General features: G+C 68.6%; 19 protein-coding genes. 8 read left to right on the forward strand and 11 right to left on the reverse strand.

Annotated features, from left to right (window positions below):
- Positions 1-12: 12 nt before the first annotated feature.
- On the reverse strand, positions 13-258 hold the full coding sequence (locus GQ56_RS0112780; RefSeq protein ID WP_031399027.1) for a DUF3717 domain-containing protein: 246 nt from the start codon (positions 256-258) through the stop codon (positions 13-15).
- A 262-nt stretch (positions 259-520) separates the two neighbouring features.
- The gene (locus GQ56_RS0112785) at positions 521-2,056 is read right to left on the reverse strand and encodes an amino acid permease (RefSeq protein WP_031399028.1); all 1,536 of its coding nucleotides are present in this window, start codon (positions 2,054-2,056) and stop codon (positions 521-523) included.
- 599 nt (positions 2,057-2,655) lie between these two features.
- On the opposite strand from GQ56_RS0112785, the gene GQ56_RS0112790 reads away from it, so the two are divergent.
- From GQ56_RS0112790 to GQ56_RS0112810, 5 genes are all read left to right on the forward strand, one after another.
- Positions 2,656-4,188: a sensor domain-containing diguanylate cyclase gene (locus GQ56_RS0112790; protein WP_031399029.1), complete on the forward strand. Its 1,533-nt coding sequence runs from the start codon at positions 2,656-2,658 to the stop codon at positions 4,186-4,188.
- A gap of 170 nt (positions 4,189-4,358) precedes the next feature.
- Entirely contained in the window at positions 4,359-5,429 is a 1,071-nt protein-coding gene (locus GQ56_RS0112795) for an FUSC family protein (RefSeq protein WP_031399030.1), read from the forward strand.
- A 315-nt stretch (positions 5,430-5,744) separates the two neighbouring features.
- The gene (argG, locus tag GQ56_RS0112800; RefSeq protein WP_031399031.1) at positions 5,745-7,079 is read left to right on the forward strand and encodes an argininosuccinate synthase; all 1,335 of its coding nucleotides are present in this window, start codon (positions 5,745-5,747) and stop codon (positions 7,077-7,079) included.
- A gap of 210 nt (positions 7,080-7,289) precedes the next feature.
- Positions 7,290-7,787, forward strand: coding sequence for a shikimate kinase (locus GQ56_RS0112805; RefSeq protein ID WP_031399032.1), 498 nt, complete (start codon positions 7,290-7,292; stop codon positions 7,785-7,787).
- A gap of 345 nt (positions 7,788-8,132) precedes the next feature.
- On the forward strand, positions 8,133-8,927 hold the full coding sequence (locus GQ56_RS0112810; protein ID WP_034198597.1) for a polysaccharide lyase family 7 protein: 795 nt from the start codon (positions 8,133-8,135) through the stop codon (positions 8,925-8,927).
- 75 nt (positions 8,928-9,002) lie between these two features.
- Here the strand turns inward: GQ56_RS0112810 and GQ56_RS0112815 are convergent, their stop codons facing one another.
- Together GQ56_RS0112815 and GQ56_RS0112820 are read right to left on the reverse strand one after the other, a co-directional pair.
- Positions 9,003-10,313, reverse strand: a complete 1,311-nt coding sequence (locus tag GQ56_RS0112815) for an MFS transporter (RefSeq protein ID WP_031399034.1) — start codon at positions 10,311-10,313, stop codon at positions 9,003-9,005.
- Positions 10,314-10,543: 230 nt separating this feature from the next.
- Complete coding sequence (locus GQ56_RS0112820; RefSeq protein WP_031399035.1) at positions 10,544-11,626, reverse strand: tartrate dehydrogenase; 1,083 nt, start codon at positions 11,624-11,626, stop codon at positions 10,544-10,546.
- 108 nt (positions 11,627-11,734) lie between these two features.
- Here GQ56_RS0112820 and GQ56_RS0112825 point away from each other — a divergent pair, with 108 nt between their 5' ends.
- Positions 11,735-12,643 (forward strand): LysR substrate-binding domain-containing protein, encoded by a 909-nt coding sequence (locus GQ56_RS0112825; protein WP_031399036.1) that lies wholly within the window; start codon positions 11,735-11,737, stop codon positions 12,641-12,643.
- Between the two features lie 153 nt (positions 12,644-12,796).
- Here GQ56_RS0112825 and GQ56_RS0112830 read toward each other — a convergent pair whose 3' ends face one another.
- The 3 genes from GQ56_RS0112830 to GQ56_RS0112840 form a co-directional block, all read right to left on the reverse strand.
- A complete protein-coding gene (locus tag GQ56_RS0112830) occupies positions 12,797-13,789 on the reverse strand; it encodes a LysR family transcriptional regulator (protein WP_031399037.1) in 993 nt (330 codons plus the stop codon).
- Positions 13,790-13,890: 101 nt separating this feature from the next.
- Positions 13,891-14,310 carry an ATP--cob(I)alamin adenosyltransferase gene (locus GQ56_RS0112835; protein ID WP_031399038.1) on the reverse strand — a complete coding sequence of 140 codons (420 nt, stop codon included), beginning with the start codon at positions 14,308-14,310 and terminating at the stop codon, positions 13,891-13,893.
- A gap of 125 nt (positions 14,311-14,435) precedes the next feature.
- Positions 14,436-15,236, reverse strand: coding sequence for an AraC family transcriptional regulator (locus tag GQ56_RS0112840; RefSeq protein WP_031399039.1), 801 nt, complete (start codon positions 15,234-15,236; stop codon positions 14,436-14,438).
- A gap of 171 nt (positions 15,237-15,407) precedes the next feature.
- Here GQ56_RS0112840 and GQ56_RS0112845 point away from each other — a divergent pair, with 171 nt between their 5' ends.
- Positions 15,408-16,034 (forward strand): LysE family translocator, encoded by a 627-nt coding sequence (locus GQ56_RS0112845; protein WP_031399040.1) that lies wholly within the window; start codon positions 15,408-15,410, stop codon positions 16,032-16,034.
- Positions 16,035-16,048: 14 nt separating this feature from the next.
- Positions 16,049-16,810, forward strand: coding sequence for a class I SAM-dependent methyltransferase (locus GQ56_RS0112850; RefSeq protein ID WP_031399041.1), 762 nt, complete (start codon positions 16,049-16,051; stop codon positions 16,808-16,810).
- A 16-nt stretch (positions 16,811-16,826) separates the two neighbouring features.
- On the opposite strand, the gene GQ56_RS0112855 is transcribed toward GQ56_RS0112850, so the two are convergent.
- The 4 genes from GQ56_RS0112855 to GQ56_RS0112870 form a co-directional block, all read right to left on the reverse strand.
- Positions 16,827-17,516 (reverse strand): DUF2848 domain-containing protein, encoded by a 690-nt coding sequence (locus tag GQ56_RS0112855; protein ID WP_031399042.1) that lies wholly within the window; start codon positions 17,514-17,516, stop codon positions 16,827-16,829.
- 71 nt (positions 17,517-17,587) lie between these two features.
- Positions 17,588-17,974 carry a hypothetical protein gene (locus tag GQ56_RS0112860; RefSeq protein WP_031399043.1) on the reverse strand — a complete coding sequence of 129 codons (387 nt, stop codon included), beginning with the start codon at positions 17,972-17,974 and terminating at the stop codon, positions 17,588-17,590.
- A gap of 49 nt (positions 17,975-18,023) precedes the next feature.
- Positions 18,024-19,502: a 4-hydroxyphenylacetate 3-hydroxylase family protein gene (locus GQ56_RS0112865; protein WP_031399044.1), complete on the reverse strand. Its 1,479-nt coding sequence runs from the start codon at positions 19,500-19,502 to the stop codon at positions 18,024-18,026.
- 36 nt (positions 19,503-19,538) lie between these two features.
- Positions 19,539-20,087 carry a flavin reductase family protein gene (locus GQ56_RS0112870; protein ID WP_031399045.1) on the reverse strand — a complete coding sequence of 183 codons (549 nt, stop codon included), beginning with the start codon at positions 20,085-20,087 and terminating at the stop codon, positions 19,539-19,541.
- Positions 20,088-20,238: the final 151 nt, after the last annotated feature.

The following is a 20,238-nucleotide window of genomic DNA, read 5'->3' on the forward strand; positions in this document are numbered from 1 at the left end:
CGCGCCCGCCCGTCACACCTCGGTCGCGTAGAGCGCGTCGCGCTGCGCGTCGCTCAGCGTGTCGAGCGGCACGTCCGGCAGCCGGTAGCAGATCATCGTGCCGTACAGCTCGGCGAGGCAGTTGCTGCCGGCATCGAGCGCGTAGCCGTCCTCGCCGTCCGGCGCCGGCGGATACACTTCGCGCCACGCGTTGATCGCGGCTTCGATTCGCACGATGGAAACGGGTCCGGCCTTCCGCTCGGCGGGTGATGCGCTCATGGATTCCTCTGGGTTGCGCGCTCCGCGGGCCGTACCGGCCCGCACGGAACGATGAAAACGCCGGACGCCGCCGGCCGCCGCGCACCGCGCGCGCCGGATGCCGATCCGCGCCGCCCGTCTCGCGCCGGCCGGGCCATGGCCCGGCTGGGTCGGGCAATATAACCGGCTTTGACCCCGTGCAGGCAAAAGCCGGGCAAAAAAAACGGGAAGCCCGCGGCTTCCCGTTTCATCGTACGACGCATACGCGCATGGCGCGCCCGCGTCAGCCCGCGGTCTCGCGGTTCGCCACCGGCTCCCGCTGCGCGCCGCGGCTCGCGGCGATCCACGGCGCAATCTCCATGTCTTCGTAGCGCACGAAACGGCTCTTCTTCAGGAACCGGAAGCCGAGCCACACGACGAGGAACAGCGGGATGCCGACATAGGTCGCGGCGACGCCCGCCCAGTCGATCCGGTTCGCGAGGAACGCCTGATAGTCCTGCCCGAGCGCGATCACGAGGCACAGCACGAACGCGAACAGCGGGCCGAACGGGAACCACTTCGACTGGTACGGCAGCTGGTCGAGCCGGTAGCCCTGCTTCACGTACCCCTTGCGGAACCGGTAGTGGCTGACCGCGATGCCGAGCCACGCGATGAAGCCCGTCATCCCCGACGTGTTCAGCAGCCACAGGTATACGGTCTTGTCGCCGTACAGCGACGTGAAGAAGCACAGCGCGCCCACGGCCGTCGTCGCGTACAGCGCGTTGCGCGGCACGCCGCCGCGCGACAGCTTCGCGAAGATCCTCGGCGCGCGGCCTTCGGTCGCGAGGTTGTAGAGCATCCGCGTGGACGCGTACATGCCCGAGTTGCCGGCCGACAGCACGGCCGTCAGGATCACCGCGTTCATCACGCCGGCCGCGAACGCGAGGCCCGCGTGGCGGAATACGAGCGTAAACGGGCTCACGCCGATGTCGGTCACGTCCGTCTTCAGCAGGTTCGGGTCGGTATAGGGAATCAGCACGCCGATCACGAAGATCGCGAACACGTAGAACAGCAGGATGCGCCAGAACACCTGGCGCACCGCGCGCGGGATCGTCGTGCGCGGGTTTTCCGATTCGCCGGCCGCGACGCCGATCAGCTCGGTGCCCTGGAACGAGAAGCCCGCGATCATCGCCACGCCCATCAACGCCGGCAGGCCGCCCGCGAACGGCGCATCGCCGATCGTCAGGTTGCCCCAGCCGTTGGCCGGCGCGCCCTTCAGAATGCCGAAGATCATCAGCAGGCCGACGCCGATGAACGCGACCACGGTGACGACCTTGATCAGCGCGAACCAGTATTCGGCTTCGCCGAAGCCGCGCACGGTCAGCGCGTTGAGCAGGAACATCACGGCGAGGAACGCCGCGCTCCACCACACGCCCGGCACGTCCGGAAACCAGTAATGCATCACGAGCTGCGCGGCGACGAGCTCGACCGCGATCGTCACGGCCCAGTTGTACCAGTAGTTCCAGCCGAGCGCGAAACCGAAGCCTTCGTCCACGTATTTCGCGCCGTAGGTCGCGAACGAGCCCGACACGGGCATGAACGCGGCCATCTCGCCCAGGCTCGTCATCAGGAAATAGACCATCAGGCCGATCAGCATGTAAGCGACCATCGCGCCGCCGGGGCCGGCCTGCGAGATCGACGCGCCGGACGCGACGAACAGGCCCGTGCCGATCGAGCCGCCGATGGCGATCATCGTCAGGTGGCGCGCCTTCAGCGCGCGATGAAGCTTGGGAGGGTTCGCGGACGAACCGGGTTGGTCGGAGTTCGGGAGTGCGGACATAAACGAGACGAACGTTGAGCGGGCCGGCATCCGTAGCCGGCGCATGCGGAATCGGAGCGCGGCGCGCGTCCTGCAATGCATTCGATGCGGCCCCGATACGCGTTGCGCGACGGGCGCCTGCGGCGAAGCGCGGATTCTACCTGATTCGGCGCGGGGGCAACTCGGGCTGGCGTCGCCCGTCGCCGCGGCGCAGCGTTCGCAGAATCAACGCGTTGGCCGCGCCGCGCCCGGCGCGACCGCGACCGTGGCCGCCCGGCGGCGCAAAAAACCGCGCGGGCGGAGCGATCGCGCGGGTTTCCGATCCGCGCGCCGCACGGGCGCTTGCGCCCGTCCGGTCGAAAGTCGCGCCGGGCCGCAAAATCGCCGGATAATCGCGCCATTATTCCGACAAAATCACCGATATCGATAATTGATTCAAATCAAATCGTTCGTGCACTTAACGGTAATGATACGTAACAGTTTTGAATCACCGGTTCGCATGCATGTTTTGCATGCACAAGCGATTTTCGGAAATTCGCGAGATAATGCGACCCAATTCGAAATAATCAGCGCGCAGACCCGTCAACGATGCGCGCATTCGCCGCCCGCCGCTCCCGAGGATGACGTCACTCCCGCTGCCCGCCACGCTGCGCCGCCATACCGCGTCGATCGTGGCACGCATTCTGTCGCCCCGCGGCGTGCTCGTCGCGGGGATCGTACTGCTGATGTTCAGCTGGGGGCTCTCCACGTCGCTTCTGATCGAGGCACGCCGCGACTCGTATGAACATGCGGTCGAAAACGCGCGCAACCTGATGCTGCTGATCGAGCGCGATATCGCACGCAATATCGAGCTCTACGATCTGTCGCTGCAAAACGTCGTCGACGGCATCGCCGATCCCGAACTGATGAGCCTGCCGCCGCGCCAGCGCCACCGGCTGTTGTTCGACCGTGCGGCGACCGGCGAGTATCTCGGGTCGATCTTCGTGATGGACGCGCACGGCAACATCGTGATCGATTCGAGCGTGTCGCCCGCGCGGCAGGGCAATTTCGCCGATCGCGACTACTTCGCCGTGCACCGCGACGGCCTTGTGCACGGCCTCTACATCAGCCGGCCGTATGCGGCCCGACTGCGCGGCGGCGCGCTGACGATCGCGCTGAGCCGCCGGATCAACCGGCCCGACGGCTCGTTCGGCGGCATCGTCGTCGGCACGCTCAGCGTCGACTACTTCCGCGCGCTGCTCGACGGCCTCGCGGTCGGCCGGCACGGCAGCGCGGCGATCGTCGAGGACAACGGCATGCTCGTGTCGCGCCTGCCGTACGATGCGCGCGTGGTCGGCCTCGACCTGCACGACGCGCCGCTGTTCATCGAGTCAAAGCGCAGCCCGGACGGCGCGCTGACCGGCACCGGCTCGATCGACGGCATCCGGCGCATCTATGTTTACAAGCATCTGGCCGGGCTGCCGCTGATCGTCGACGTCGCCCCCGCCGAGATCGACATCTATGCGTCGTGGCACCACCGGGCGATCTGGACTGTCGTGCTGATGTGCCTGTTTACCGGGTTCATCGCATGGGGTTCGCTGGCGCTGTCGCGCGAGCTGAAGCACCGGCAGATCGCCGAATCGAAGCTGTACCGGCTCGCGCATACCGATGCGCTGACGGGCCTCGACAACCGCGGCACGTTCGACACGGTGCTCGCGAAGGAGACGCAGCGCGCGGCGCGCAACGGCCGCCCGCTGTCGGTGCTGTTCGTCGACGTCGATCACTTCAAGGCGTTCAACGACGACTACGGCCACCCGGCCGGCGACGACGTGCTGCGCCGCGTCGCGCAATCCGCGTCGCGCTGCCTGCGCCGCGACAGCGATCACGTCGCGCGCTACGGCGGCGAGGAATTCGTCGTCACGCTGCCGGACACCGACGCGAAAGGCGCTGCGATCGTCGCCGAAGCGATCCGGCGCGCGATCGCCGGGCTCGCGATCGATCACGCGAAGAGCCCGTACCGGCGCGTCACCGTCAGCATCGGCAGGGCGACGGACGCCGACGGACGCATGAGCGCCGCGACGCTGGTGCGGCGCGCCGACGAGGCGCTGTACCGCGCGAAGACCGGCGGCCGCAACCGCGTGTGCGACGCCGTGACGAGCACGGCCGACGTCTGACGGCTGACGCTGCCGCGACGCGAAGCCGCACGGGCCGCCGGCCCGGCGCGAACGCCCGCGCCGTGGACAGCCCGCGCGCGTTCGGCTAGCGTTATGGCTGCTGCTGCGCATGCGGCGCGGCGCCGGCCCGCGCGGGCCGCCCTGCGCGCTCCGGCCACCCCTGCTCCGTCATGACCACCCCGCTCCCCGCCCGGCTGCCGCCACTCCTGCGCAACGCGCTCCGCCCGCTGCTCGACCCGTACCGCCGCTACCGGCACGCGAAACTGATCCACGCGGCCCGCGTCGCGCTCGCGATTCTCGCGTCGATCGCGCTGTCCAGCGGCCTGAACGTGCCGCACGGCGAGTGGTCGACGATCACCGTGCTGATCGTCGTCGGCGGGCTGCAGCACCACGGCAACATCCGCAAGAAGGCGGCCGAGCGGGCGCTCGGCACCTCGATCGGCGCGCTCGCGGGGCTCGGGCTGATCCTGCTGTATTCCGTCGTGCACGCGCCGCTCGCGATCTATCTGCTGATGGCGATCGCCTGCGGCTTCTGCGCGTATCACGCGATCGGCAAGGCCGGCTACATCGCGCTGCTGTCGGCGATCACGATGGTGATCGTCGCCGGGCACGGCGACAACGAGATCGTCGACGGCCTGTGGCGCGCGGTGAACGTGCTGGCCGGCATCGCGATCGCGCTGGCGTTCTCGTTCGCGCTGCCGCTCTACGCCACCTACTCGTGGCGCTACAAGCTCGCCGACGCGCTGCGCGCGTGCGCGGCCGTGCATGCGCGGCTCGCCGGCGACCGCCCCGTGAGCGACGACGCGCACCTGAAGGACATGGCCGCGCTGAGCGCGCTGCTCGTGCAGCTGCGCTCGCTGATGCCGTCGGTGTCGAAGGAGTGCGAGACGTCGATGGCGCAGCTCGAGGCGATCCAGCGCAGCCTGCGCCTGTGCATCGGCTATCTGGAGATCCTGTCGGGCGCGCTGCCGGCCCGCGACGATCTCGCGGCCCGCGAATACATGCGGATCGGGATGAAGGGCGTCAACCGGCGCATCCGCGACACGCTGGTCGGCGCGAGCCGCGCGCTCAAGTCCGGCACGCCCGCCCGACTCGCGCCGCGCCGCCGGCCGGCCGATCCGCCGCACGACGCGCCGCCGCCGCAGTTGTCCGGGTACGTGTCGATCACGGCCAAGCTGGCCGGCGAAGTCGATCAGTTGCGCGAGAAGCTGCTCGATACCGCGCGGGCGTGGAATATCTGACGCGCACGGCATGGCGGGTCGCGCCGTCATTCTTTCATATTGCTTTCCGGTGAACGGGACGCGATCCCGGCTGCCGCCCTCGCGCGCGCCGACCGATCCCGCCCCGGAAAACCGGCCGGCCGCGCCGGTTTCCGCCGCCCTTTCGCGTCGATCCGCGCCGCGTTCGCCGCCCGGTCGATCGCCCGCCAGGCCCGTCGCGACGGGCCGCCGCGCGAAATTGCGCGAAAATCAACCCTTGCCCCAACCTCCCGGACAGCCGATACTCGCATATTCCGCGAAATACGATCCCACCGGCTTCAATCCACGGTAATTCCTATGAGCACGATTCTCGAAAGCCTCCCGACCGGCCAGAAGGTCGGTATCGCCTTCTCCGGCGGCCTGGACACCAGCGCCGCGCTGCACTGGATGAAACTCAAGGGCGCCGTCCCGTACGCATACACGGCGAACCTCGGCCAGCCCGACGAAGACGATTACGACGCGATCCCGAAACGCGCGATCGAATACGGCGCGGCCGGCGCCCGCCTGATCGACTGCCGCGCGCAGCTCGTCGCCGAAGGCATCGCGGCGCTGCAAAGCGGCGCATTCCACATCACGACGGCCGGCGTCACGTACTTCAACACGACGCCGATCGGCCGCGCCGTGACGGGCACGATGCTCGTCGCCGCGATGAAGGAAGACGGCGTCAACATCTGGGGCGACGGCAGCACGTACAAGGGCAACGACATCGAGCGCTTCTACCGCTACGGCCTGCTCGTGAACCCGGATCTGAAGATCTACAAGCCGTGGCTCGACCAGACGTTCATCGACGAGCTCGGCGGCCGCGCCGAAATGTCGGAATTCATGAACCAGGCCGGTTTCGCGTACAAGATGTCGGCCGAGAAGGCCTACTCGACCGATTCGAACCTGCTCGGCGCGACGCACGAAGCGAAGGATCTCGAAAGCCTCGAAAGCGGCATCAAGATCGTGAACCCGATCATGGGCGTCGCGTTCTGGCGCGACGACGTGAAGATCGCCGCGGAAGAAGTGACGGTGCGCTTCGAAGCCGGCCAGCCGGTCGCGCTGAACGGCGTGGAGTTCACGGACCCGGTCGAGCTGCTGCTGGAAGCGAACCGCATCGGCGGCCGCCACGGCCTCGGCATGAGCGACCAGATCGAGAACCGGATCATCGAGGCGAAGAGCCGCGGCATCTACGAAGCCCCGGGCCTCGCGCTGCTGTACATCGCGTACGAGCGTCTCGTCACCGGCATCCACAACGAAGACACGATCGAGCAGTACCGCGAGAACGGCCGCCGTCTCGGCCGCCTGCTGTACCAGGGCCGCTGGTTCGACCCGCAGGCGATCATGCTGCGCGAAACCGCACAGCGCTGGGTCGCACGCGCGATCACCGGCGAAGTGAAGATCGAACTGCGCCGCGGCAACGACTACTCGATCCTGAGCACGAAGTCGCCGAACCTCACGTACCAGCCGGAACGCCTGTCGATGGAGAAGGTGGCATCGACGTTCTCGCCGCGCGACCGGATCGGCCAGCTGACGATGCGCAACCTCGACATCACCGATACGCGCGACAAGCTGCGCGTGTATTCGCAAGTCGGCCTGCTGACGCCGGGCGAAACATCGGCGCTGCCGCAGATCAAGGGCGACGACAAGTAAGTCGCCTCGTTCGACGCCGTGCCGCATCGCTCGATGCGGCACGGCGGGGCAGGCCGTGCGGGCGTATCCGCTTCGCGCACGCAGCCTGCCGCTCCCCCGCCTTTCCGCTTTCCCTCCCGCCATCGCATCACGCCGCGTGACGCGCCAACGGCACTGCACCGCCGCGCCAGCCATGGCAAGCTGCGAGTCCTCCGGTTCCACCACCGCTCCATGACCACCCTGACCGTCATCCACCTGAACGGCCCGATCAACAGCGGCAAGACGACGATCGGTCGCGCGCTCGCACGCGTGCTGCCCGATGCGCGCTTCATCGACGGCGACGATCACGATGCGCCCGAAGACGCACCGTTCGACGTGCAGTGGGCGATTGCGCTCGAACGTCTCGTCACGCAGATCGCGAACGCACGTGAGCGTCATCTGGTCGTCGCCTATCCGATCGGCGACACGGAATTCGAGCGGCTGCGCGCCGCCTGCGACGCCCGTGACGCGCGGTTGTTCGTCGTGACGCTCGCGCCGCCCGAAGCGGTCGCGTCGTCGAATCGCGGCGCGCGCGCGCTGACGGACTGGGAGCGGAACCGAATCGCCGAGATGTATCGCGAAGGCTATGCGTCGCGGCCATTCAGCCAGATGGTGCTCGATACGTCCGATGCGACGCCCGACGCTTGTGCGGCCCGCATCGCGCAGCACGTCGCGGCGACGAAATCATGACGCCTGCGGCCGCGCCCGCACGCGCACTTCGCGCCGACAGACGAATCGTGCCTGCCTTGCCCCCGCAGCAAGGCACGGTGTTACTCCGATAGGAAAACGTTTACTCTTGCGGCACTTCTTGCTAGGATCGTTTCCGGCCGGTCTATCCAGACGCCTGGAAAGCCGACCGAAAGCTCCAGTATTTCTCGCTTTCCGCATAGTTCCATCCGCTTCCGAGTCACACCTGCTTTCTGTATTTTGGAGTGCTTTCTACGGGAACCCGATCTCATTTCGATGATCGCGCACTCGAACAGGAAAACGTTATCCACAACGTGGCGCCCCGCCACGGACCATCAGAGAGACACCATGAAGAACAAGATCATCCCGTGCGTCGCCGCCGTTCTGTCCGTTGCGTGCCTGTCCGCCTGCGGCGGCGACGATCCGCTGGGCCCGGCCGCCGCCGCCCGCGCGCAAACCACCGCGATGGCGCTCAGCCAGTCGAACCCGCCCGGCTCCAACTTCAACCTTGCGCCGTTCACGCTGCAGTTGCCGACCGGCTCGTCCGGCAAGGTCGACACGGTGAGCGGTTCGTCGCTCGCCGGCGGCTACGTGAACCCCACCTACTTCTACACGGACGCCGGCGACGGCTCGATGGTGATGATGGACCCGACGCAGGGCTGGACGACGTCCGGCTCGCAGCATCCGCGCACGGAGCTGCGCGAGAACGCGATCTGGCCGACCTCCGGCACGAACCGGCTGAACGCGACGGTGGCCGTCACGCAGGTGCCCGACCACACGACGATCGGCCAGATCTTCCAGGGCAGCGGCCCGAGCAAGCCGCTGTGCGAGCTGCAGTTCACGTCCGGCGGCGTCGTGCAGCTGCTGCTCGAAAGCACCAACCAGGGCGGCAAGTCGACGATCACGCCGATCACGACGGTCGGCGTCGGCCAGAAGTTCAGCTATGCGCTGAGCCTGAGCGGCACGACGATCACCGTCACGGCGAACGGCACGAGCAAGACTTTCACGATGGATTCGAGCTTCGACGGCGAGAGCTTCTACTTCAAGGCGGGCGACTACGACCAGACGGCCGTGTCCGGCACGCCGCTGACCACGCCCGGCACCGTCGTGAAGTTCTACGCGCTGACGCTGACGCACGGCTGAGCGCGCGGCGCGCCGCATGACGCCGGGCCGGTACGCGATGCGCGCCGGCCCGGCGGCGCGGCCTCGACGCCGCGCCTACGAGTGACGCCGCACGCCCGGCACGACGGCGTCCGTCGCCGCCTTCCGGCTCAGCATCAGCGTGACCACCGCCGACACCGCGAGCGTGCCGGCCACCACGTAGAGCCCCGCCGCATACCCGCCCGTCACATGCTTCAGCCAGCCGATCGCGAACGGCCCGACGAACCCGCCGAGATTGCCGATCGAGTTGATCATCGCGATGCCCGCGGCCGCGCCGGCGCCGGACAGGAACGCGCTCGGCATCGCCCAGAGCGGCGCCTTCGCGGCGCTGATCCCGATGTTGACGACGACCAGCGCGAGCACGGTCAGCAGCGCGGTGCTCGCCTGCCCCGCGAACACGAAGCCGATGCACGCGAGCACGCACGGGATCACGACGTGCCACGTGCGCTCGCCGCTGCGATCCGAATGGCGCGCCCACGCGATCATCGCGACGACGGCGGCCACGCTCGGGATGCCGGTGAGCAGGCCCGTCTGCAGCGCGGTGAAGCCGAACTGCCTGACCATCAGCGGCGCCCACAGTCCGAGCGTATACAGCCCGGCCGACGTGCCGAAGTAGATCAGCGCGAGCGCCAGCACGCGCGGGTCGCGCAGCGCCTGCCACGCGCCGGCCGTATGCCCGGCATGCGTGTGGCGCAGCTCGGCCTCGGCCTTCAGCTTCGCGATCAGCCAGTCGCGCTCGTCCTGCCGCAGCCACGCGGCCTTCGACGGCGAATCGGTCAGGCGCCTCAGCACGACGAAGCCGAGCAGGACCGCCGGCAACGCCTCGACGATGTACAGCATCTGCCAGTCGGCGAGCCCGAACAGCGGCGGCATCTGCATGATCGCGCCCGACAGCGGCGAGCCGATCGCCGTCGAGATCGGCGCGGCCGCCATGAACCACGCGGCGGCCACCGCGCGCTGCTTCGCGGGAAACCACAGGCTCAGGTACAGGATGATGCCGGGGAAGAAGCCGGCTTCGGCCACGCCGAGCAGGAAGCGCAGCACGTAGAAGCTCGTCGGCCCCGTCGCGAACGCGGACACCGCCGACACGAGGCCCCACGTGATCATCACGCGCGCGATCCAGAGGCGCGCGCCGACCCGGTGGAGGATCAGGTTGGACGGCACTTCGAACAGGAAGTAGCCGATGAAGAACAGGCCGCCGCCGAAGCCGAACGCGGTCGGCGACAGGCCGATCGCCTTGTTCATCGTCATCGCGGCGAAGCCGACGTTGACGCGGTCGAGAAAACTGACGAAGTACAGCAGCATCACGAACGGGATGATGCGCCACATCAGTTTCCGCGCGACGCGGGTTTCGAGATCCGCTTGCATGTGTCTCCTCCTTCGAGGTCGAGCCGTGCTCTGTCTGTCAACACTCGCCGGCGCCGCCCGAAACGGGCGGACCGGCGCCCGGCTCGCGTCGGACGCGCGAGTCGCGGGCATCGAAACCGGGGAACGGCGAACGGGCGACGCGCGGCGGCCGGCTTCCGGTTGCGCGCACGCGCCGCCGCTGCGTCGCGGCGCGCGGCGCGCGGCGCGCATGCGCATCGTCGTGCCGATCGTCAGGCCGCGACCGCCGCGTGCGCGACGCGCTCGCAGACGGCCGCCGTCACCTGCGCGGTCGTCGCGCTGCCGCCGAGATCGCGCGTGTGCAGCGACGGGTCAGCCGTCACGGCCTCGATCGCGCGCATCACGCGCGCGGCCGCGTCCGTTTCGCCGAGATGCTCGAGCAGCATCACGACCGACCAGAACGTGCCGACCGGATTCGCGAGCCCCTTGCCCATGATGTCGAACGCGGAGCCGTGGATCGGCTCGAACATCGACGGATAACGGCGCTCGGGATCGAGGTTGCCGGTCGGCGCGATGCCGAGGCTGCCGGCGAGCGCGGCGGCGAGATCGCTGAGGATGTCCGCGTGCAGGTTGGTCGCGACGATCGTGTCGAGCGATGCCGGCCGGTTCACCATGCGGGCGGTCGCCGCGTCGACGAGCTCCTTGTCCCACGTCACGTCGGGGAATCCCTGCGCGACCTGCTTCGCGATCTCGTCCCACATCACCATCGCGTGCCGCTGCGCGTTGCTTTTCGTGATCACGGTCAGCAGCTTGCGCGGCCGCGACTGCGCGAGCCGGAACGCAAAGCGCATGATGCGTTCGACGCCGGCGCGCGTGAGGATCGACACGTCGGTCGCGGCCTCGATCGGATGGCCCTGGTGCACGCGGCCGCCGACGCCCGCGTATTCGCCCTCGGAGTTCTCGCGGACGATCACCCAGTTCAGGTCGTCCGGCCCGCAGCGCTTCAGCGGCGCGTCGATGCCGGGCAGGATGCGCGTCGGGCGCACGTTCGCGTACTGGTCGAAGCCCTGGCAGATCTTCAGGCGCAGCCCCCACAGCGTCACGTGATCGGGCACGTCGGGGTCGCCCGCCGAGCCGAACAGGATCGCGTCCTTGCCGCGCAGCGCGTCGAGGCCGTCGGCCGGCATCATCGCGCCGTGCGCACGGTAGTAATCGGCGCCCCAGTCGAAATCCTCGAACTCGAACGCGAAGCGGTCGCTGCCGCGCGCCAGCGCTTCCAGCACCTGCTTGCCGGCCGGCACCACTTCCTTGCCGATGCCGTCGCCGGGGATCGTTGCGATACGGTAGGTCTTCATGCGGACATCCTCGAATGATCGTGAGCGTGAACGCACTTTACCGAACCGGCGGTGTAGAAACCGGGGCTATACTCAAGGCATCTTTAACTTTAATTCACGAATCCCGTCATGACGGATACCGTGCAGCCGGGCGATCTCGGCTTCTTCTCGACGCTGGCCGCGTCGGGCAGCCTGAGCGCGGCGGCGCGCGAACTCGGCCTGACCGCGGCGGCCGTCAGCAAGCGGCTCACGCAGATGGAGCGGCGCGCGGGCGTGACGCTCGTCAACCGCACGACGCGGCGGATGATGCTGACGCCCGAGGGCGACGTGTATCTCGACTACGCGCGCCGGATCCTCGATCAGATGGACGAGCTCGGCGAGTTGCTCGGCAGCGCGCAGCAGCGCCCGAAGGGGCTGCTGCGCGTGAACGCGACGCTCGGGTTCGGGCGCAGCCATGTCGGCCCCGCGATCTCGCGCTTCGTCGCTCGCTACCCGGAAGTGTCGGTGCAGTTGCAGTTGTCGGTGATGCCGCCGCCGCTCACCGACGACGCGTTCGACGTGTGCGTCCGCTTCGGCGAGCCGCCCGATACGCGCGTCGTCGCGCGGCGGCTCGCGCCGAACCGCCGGCTGCTGTGCGCGGCGCCCGCGTACCTCGCGCGGCACGGCGTGCCCGGCACGCCGCACGACCTGACGCGGCACAACTGCATCGCCATCAGGCAGGGCGACGAGAGCTACGGCGTGTGGCGCCTGACGAGCGGGCGCGGCGCCGCGCGCCACACGGAGGCCGTGCGGATCAACGGCCACCTGACGACGAACGACGGCGAGATCGCGGTGAAATGGGCGCTCGACGGGCACGGGATCCTGATGCGCGCGGAATGGGATCTGCGCGACTATCTCGCCGACGGCCGCCTGGTGGTCGTGCTGCCCGACCACGAAACGCCGGGCGCCGATATCTACGCGGTATATGCGCAGCGTCACCAGATGTCCGCGCGGATTCGCGCGTTCGTCGATTTTCTGGCGGATGAGTTGGGCGGTTGAAAAGGCTGCGGGAAGGCGACCGCCCGTGATGCAGCCGGCGGGGCGCGTCAGCCCGCCGTGGGATGCCGCACGATATCCCCGCCGATGCGGCACGCCGGTATTCCGGCGAATTCGTCCGGAAATCGCCGGAATATCGGCATCACGCCGCCCCCGTCAGGCCGCCTCCACCAGCTTGCTGTCGCGCTCGACCGCCGCCAGGGCCTGCGGCGCCGGCCGCGCCCCCGCCGTCACGCGCGCTTCATGCGCCTGCGCGGCCTGCGCGAAACGCTCGGCGATCCAGTCGACGAACGCGCGCACGCCGGGCGACACATGCGGACGCTTCACGTAGACGGCCGACACCGCAACCGCCTCGGGCCGCCACTCCGGCAGCACTTCGCGCAACCGTCCGGCGTCGATCAGCGGCTGCGCGGCGATGCGCGTCGGCTGGACCAGCCCGACGCCGTGCACGCCGCACGCGAGATACGCCTGTTCGTCGTCCACGCCGACGATACTGCCGAGCCGGACCTTGCGCACGCCCCCGTCCACGACGAATTCCAGTTCGGCCGCGTGCTGGCCGGACACCAGCGCGCCGCCGACCGCGCGGTGCGCAGCGAGCGCGTCGAGCGTGCGCGGCACGCCGAAGCGGTCGAGATACGCGGGGCTCGCGCACGTCACGCGTTCGAGCGTGCCGAGACGGCGCGCGACGAGCGACGAATCGGGCAGCGCGCCGAGCCGGATGCTGCAGTCGATCGCGTCGCCGACACGCTCGCCCGCTCGCCCGGCCTCACTCAGCATCAGCACGAGATCGGGATGCCGCGCATGAAATTCATCCAGCGCCGGCAGCACGATCGCTGCCGCCGCCGACACCGGCAGCTCGACGCGCAGCGGCCCGCTCGGATGCCGCGCGGCGCCGCGAATGCTGGCCTCCAGCTCGTCGACGTCGGCCGTGATGCTCACGCAGCGCCGGTAATACGCGTCGCCTTCGGGCGTCGCCCGCAGCGCGCGCGTCGTGCGCACCAGCAACGGCGTGCCGAGCGCCGCTTCGAGCTCCTGCACGGTCCGCGTCGCGGTCGCGCGCGAAATGCCGAGCGCCTGCGCCGCGCGCGTGAAGCTGTTCATTTCGACGATGCGCGTGAAGATGCGCATCGTGCGGATCGGATTGTCCACCGGACACCTCTGCGTGGTAGCCGCATGCCGCGGCGCGCATGCGCGCGCCGTGCCTGCGTGTCGACGTCGACGACAGCCGCGCGGCCGGCGCGGCCGCCGGCTTACGCGTTCGCCGCCGCGAGGCCGCGCGCGGGCTCGGCGAGCAGCCGCTGCGCGAGCGCCAGCGCGTCGTCGCGGTCGGCCGCCGCGTTCAGCGGGTAGCCCCAGACCTTCTCGAACGCATCCGAGAACGCGTCGAGCGCCACGCGCCGCGACGCGTCGGGCTCGATCGCGATCATCGCGGGGATCCACTCGCGCGACTGCGCGCGGTTGGCCTTGCTCCACTTCGCGAGCTGCTTGCGCAGTTCGTGATCGTCGGCGCCGCGATCGTCGCCGGACGGCGCGTCGTCGGTCAGCAGCACGAAGCGCTCGCGGCGCGCGAGCAACGCGTCGAGTTCGGCGAGCAGGCAAGCGGGATTGGTGGGCGCCGCACCGCTGTAACGCAACCAGACAAACGGGAATTCAGTCGTGACGATCTGCATGTCGGCCTCCAATTGAGAACAATTCTCATTTTATGAACCGACACCCGTCGCGTCATTTCTCGTCCCGGCCAACCTCTTTTTCAATCCGGCCAATCGCGTCCGACGGGCGGCGCGCACTGCAAGGTTCAGCGTTGCCGGTCGGTCAGGAACTGCGTCGGCGACTTGCCGGTCGCCTTGCGGAACATCGTCACGAAGCTGCTCGCGCTCTCGTAGCCGAGATCGATCGCGATCTGGTGCACGCGGCGCCCGGTCGTCAGCATCCGCAGCGACAGCGCGACGTGCAGCCGCCGGCGCCAGTCGCCGAGACTCATCCCGAGCTCCCTGGCCGCAAGCCGCGTCAGGCTGCGTTCGCTGATGCCCACCCGCCGCGCGAGCTCGGACAGCGGCGACTTGTCGGCCGGATCGTCGAGCAGGTGGTCGATCAGCTTGCGCAACCGGCGGTCGGACGGCATCGGCAGGTACAGATCCTCGACCGGCGCCGCGACGAGCTCGTCGAGCAGCGTCGCCATCAGCCGCCCCTGCGGCCCGTCGACGTCGTACAGGTTCGGGAAGCTCGCCGCCTTCAGCAGCAGCTCGCGCAACAGCGGCGACACGGACAGCGTGCAGCAGCGCGCGGGCAGGTCGAGCGCGGCGTCGGGCTCGACCAGCACCGCGTAGAACGTTGCGCCGGCCGAGCCGCGCGCCGCATGCGGAACGTCGCCCGGAATCCACACCGTGCATTGCGGCGGCGCGCTCCACACGCCGCCGTCGATCTCGCAATAGACGACGCCGCTCAGCGTGTACAGCAGTTGCGCCTGCGGATGGCTGTGCCGCTCCAGCCGCCATTCGGGCTCGACGACCGAGCCGCCGAACACGACGAGCGGCCGCGGCACGTGGAATACCTCGTCATCCGCTGCGGGATCGGTGGTCGGTGGAAGCTTGCGCATGAAACGGTCGACGATGGAAAAGGCCGGACGCCCTGCCGGGGCGTCCCTTCGTGCTTATACCAGAAAGGGGGCGGCGCGGCCGGTCGGTTCGCGGGCGGCAAAAGCAGACGCGTACCGAACCGAATACAATGCCCCGATCCCCCGCCGCCGCGCCCACCTGCCGGAGCCGCCATGTTCGACCTGACCACGCTGACCACCTTCACGGCCGTCGTCCTGGGCCTGTTCCTGATCCCCGGCCCCGCCGTGCTGCTCGTGCTGAGCCGCAGCGTGCAGGGCGGGCGCAAGACCGGCGTCCTGACCGGCCTCGGCGTCGCCAGCGGCGACTTCGTGCATACGCTGTTCGCGGCCGTCGGGCTGTCCGCGCTGCTGATGACCTCGGCGCTCGCGTTCAACGTCGTGAAGCTGGCGGGCGCCGCGTACCTGCTCTATCTCGGCGTGCGCGCGCTGCTGGAGAAGCCGTCCGATCCGTCGCTGCCGAACGTGCCGCCCGTCACGCCGCTCAAGGCATACCTGCAGGCCATTCCCGCCGAAGTGCTGAATCCGAAGACCGCGCTGTTCTTCCTCGCGTTCATGCCGCAGTTCGTGCATCCGGAACGCGGCTCGACGTTCGTGCAGTTCGCGGTGCTCGGGCTGATCTTCGTCGTGCTCAGTTCGCTCTACACGACCCTGATCGCGTGCTCGGTCCGCCCGCTCGGCCGCATCGTGAAGCGGCTCACGTGGCTCACGCGCTGGCAGGGCAGGATCGTCGGCTCGATCTTCATCGCGCTCGGGCTGCGCGTGGCCGTGCAGCAGCGCTGACAAGGAGCAACCGGATGACATCCCCCGCAACGCCCGCAGGCGAAGCCCTCTATACCGATCCGCGCCTCGTCGCGGTCTACGACCTGTTCAACGCGGGCGATCGCGACTTTGCGTTTTACGCCGCCGAGATCGGCGACGCGCGGCAGCGCATCCTGGATCTCGGCTGCGGCACCGGCATCTTCGCGCGCCGGCTCGCGGCGGCCGGGCACGAGGTCGTCGCGATCGACCCGGCAGCGGCAATGATCGAGTACGCACGACGCCAGCCCGGCGCCGACGCGGTGCGCTGGCACGCGTGCGATCTGCAAGGCCTGCCGCCCGACGCACAGTTCGATGCGGTCGTGATGACCGGGCACGCATTCCAGTGCCTGCTGACCGACGACGACATCGACGCGACGTTGCGCGGCGTGCGGCGCGTGCTCGCCGACGGCGGCCGCTTCCTGTTCGAGACCCGCAATCCACGCGGCGCGCCGTGGCGGACATGGACGCCCGCGCACCCGGCCCGCAGCGTCGAATCGCTCGAATCCGGCGTGGTCGAACTCCAGCAGGCGGTGCGCGCGGTCGACGGCGCGCTCGTGACGTTCGACTCGCACTACCGCTTTCGTCGCGACGATACGCTGCTGACGCACGCCAGCCGGCTGCGCTTCATCGCGCAGCCCGAATTGCAGCGGCGCGTGGCCGCGGCCGGATTCGCATCGGCCGACTGGCGCGGCGACTGGCAGCGTGCGCCGTTCGACGAAGCGACCAGCGCGGAGATCATCGCGATCTGCCGCGCCTGAGTGCGCGCACGCGCCGTCAGCCCGCCACCGGCAGCGTATCCACCGCATACGCATGCCGCAGCGTGCGGCCCAGCACGGGATCCTCCAGCTCGACCTCGAACCGCTCGGCCGGCCGGATGCCGCCGATCGCGGCCAGCGTGCCGCACAGCATCGCGGTGCCGTCGGCAAAGCGGCCGTCGTGGCGCGCGAACTGCGCGAGCAGATCGTCCGGCGCACGCATCGCGGTCACGCCGCCTTCCTGATACAACACGCGCTCGCCGCCGATCGTCGCGTACGCGCGCAGCACGAGCCGATCCCAGTGGCCGGCCACGTCGTCGAAGCGCCACAGCGTGTTCGCGCACGGCTTGCCGCACATCTGCTTCGACACGGTGATCCCGTAGGTCTCGACTTCGCGGTCGGTGTGGTCGGACGCGATGCCGACGAAGGTCTCGCCGCCGTCGCGCACCAGCACGAACTCCACTTCGCCGCTGCTCTGCCCGCCCGTGACCTGGATCGCGGGCGACGGGTCGAGGCGGTCGGCCGCGACGCGATAGAACACCGGCGTCGTCGCCGGACGCCTGACGCCGAGCGCTTCCAGCTCGCGGATGTGCCGCTCCATGGCGACCGTATCGCGGCCGGTCCAGCCCGCGATCACGAGCGTGTCGATCGCGATCGCGCGCTCGGTGCGGCCGTCGCGACCGTCGATCGCGAATGTGATGGTTTTCATCGAATGCTCCTCGTCGCGGGCAGCGCACGCGCAATGCGCCGCGCCCGCCGTATGTCGTCGATCGGCCGGGCTCACGCCGGGTCGTAGTAGTGGATCTCCAGCAGCACGCAGCCGCCGTTCGACTTGAACGGGCCGTGCCAGGCGCCCGGCGGGCGCACCGCGTACGTGTAGCCCTTGAACGGCGTGCCGCCGTTGCCGTGCTCGTCGTTGCCGACGGTCAGGTCGCCCTCGACGAGAAACACTTCCTCCCAGTAGTCGTGCACGAACGGCTTCCTGGTGTGCAGCCCGGCCGGCAGGCGCAGCAGGCGCGTGCGGCTGCCGCGCTTGCGCTCGGGGTCGAGCGCGCCGGACAGGATCAGCTCCTGCGCGCCGGATGCGGGGTCATAGCCTTCCGGCAGTTGCCAGTCGCGCTGCATGTCCAGCGTACGGAATTCGTCGTGAAGCTTGTTGATGGCCATCTGTCTCTCCTGGATGCGATAGCGGGTAAGGTGGGGGCGCGGCGGCGCGTCAGGCGGCGCGCGGCGTCGACAGTTCCTGGTCGAGCGAATAGCTGCCGAGCATCGAATCGACGAGATGCGCGGCACGCTGCCAGTCGTAGGTGCGGTACGCATGCCCTTTCGTGACGAACGACGCGCCGGCGTAGAACAGTTCGTACTGGTTGTGGCGCGACGCGAATTCCGAGCCGACCGCGTCCCATGCGAGCTTGAAGAACTTCACGCGCTCTTCCGACGAGCACACGGGCGACTTCTGCGTCTTCTCGATGATGCGCAGCAGGTCGGGGTTCTCGAAATCGCGCACGCTGGAGGGCAGCATGATCATGCCGCCGCCGGCAAGCTCGCGCAGCGTGTTGAGCACCTTCGAATAGAGCTGCTGCGTTACCACCTGCGAGCCGTACAGCATGTTGCGGTCGGGCACGTAGAAGCCGTTGACGACGGTGCCCTTCGCCTCCATCCCGTAGACCCACGCCTCGACCATCGACGCTTCGGCCGCGAGCTGGCCCAGCGTTTCGCGCACCTGCGGGAACGCGTTCGTGCCGTTGACCTCGGAGATCTTCAGGCCGAGCCCGACAAGGAAGCGCAGCTTCGTCATCAGGCGCACCTGGCATTGGTAGTTCTGGTACACGTGCGCGGGCGTCGCATGAAACTGCTTCGCGCACATCGCCGTGTTGCCGGCAACGAAGATCCGCTCCCACGGCACCTTCACGTCGTCGAAATACAGCACCGCGTCGTTCTCGTCGAAGCGGCTCGACAGCGGGTTGTCGAACACCGACGTCGCGTTCTCCTCATAGGACTTGCGCGACAGGATCTTCATGCCCTTCGCGTTCATCGGCACCGCGAACGACAGCGCATACATCTCGTCGCCCTCGCGCAGCGGCTGGATGCAGCTGCAGAACACCTCGTTCGCCATGATGCCGCTCGTCGCGAGCATCTTCGCGCCGCGCACCGTGATGCCTTCGGCATCCTGGTCGACGATGCCGACCGCGAGGTACTTGTCCTCCTGCTCGTGCGCGGCCTTCGACTGGTTCGCCTGCGGGTTCACGATCACGTAGGTCAGGAACAGGTCGTTGTCGCGCGCATAACGGAAGTAGTCGCGCAGCGCGCCCGCCCGCGCCGGATCGTATTGCTCGAACACGTCGGCGCCCATGACCATCCCCGCCAGGCACGACGCGACGTGGTCGGGCGAGCGGCCCATGAAGCCGTAATGCAGCTCCGACCACGCTTCCAGCGCGGCACGGCGCTCGACGAGTTCGTCATAGGAGGTCGGCAACTGCCAGATCCGGCTGACGCGGTTGCCCGAATCGGGCGACACGAACGTCATCTTCCCGACGTTCTCGTCGCGGGCCTGGTAGTCGTACAGGCTCGCATAGCTGCGGATCGAGTTGCGGAATGCCGCGTGCGCGGTTACGTCGCCGACCGGCTGGCCGTTCAGGTAGACCTGCCGCCCGTCGCGCAGCGACGCGATGTGCTGAGTCCCGTTCTTGATCATGATGTCCTCGTGGGTGGAGTGAAGCGTGGGTTGCATTCAGGCGGACGGCGCACACGGGCCGTCGAGCACGCGGTAGCGACCGCCGAAGAAGATCAGCGGGCGCCCTTCGGAGCGCGCGCGGTGCCGCGTCACGCGGCCGACGAAAATCACGTGGTCGCCGCCGTCGTATTGCGCATAGGGTTCGCATTCGAACGTCGCGAGTGCATCCGGCAGCAGCACGGCGCCGTCGTCGTCGGTCGCGCCGGCACGCCAGCCCCACTTGTCGCCGTTCGCCTTCGCGAAGCAGTTCGACAGGTGCTGTTGCGTCTCGTCGAGCACGTTGACCGCGTAGCCGCCCGCGTCCGCCAGATCGCCGAGGCTCAGGCTGCGCCGGTCGACCGAGAACAGGATCAGCGGCGGATCGAGCGACACCGAATTGAACGACGCGACCGTGATGCCGATCGGCATCCCCTCCTTGCGCGGTGCGGTAATCACCGCGACGCCCGTCGCGAACATCGACAGCGCGGCGCGAAAGCGGCGCTGCTCGTCGGCGGCCGCGCCGGCTCCGCCATGGTTCTCGCTCATCTCGTCCTCCTTGGGTTGCATCGCCGGATTCCGCCACCGGAACCGGCCCAACAAAGCACCGTTAATTAGCTTTGTTATTTAGCTTTTATTAAATGTAAACACAAAGGCAGGTTCAAGCTGTCGTAAACCCTGACCTTGAAAGCTTTGTTTGAAAGACAACCCTACTGGCGGG

The sequence above is a fragment of the Burkholderia paludis genome (genome assembly GCF_000732615.1).
GTDB classification, from domain to species: domain Bacteria; phylum Pseudomonadota; class Gammaproteobacteria; order Burkholderiales; family Burkholderiaceae; genus Burkholderia; species Burkholderia paludis.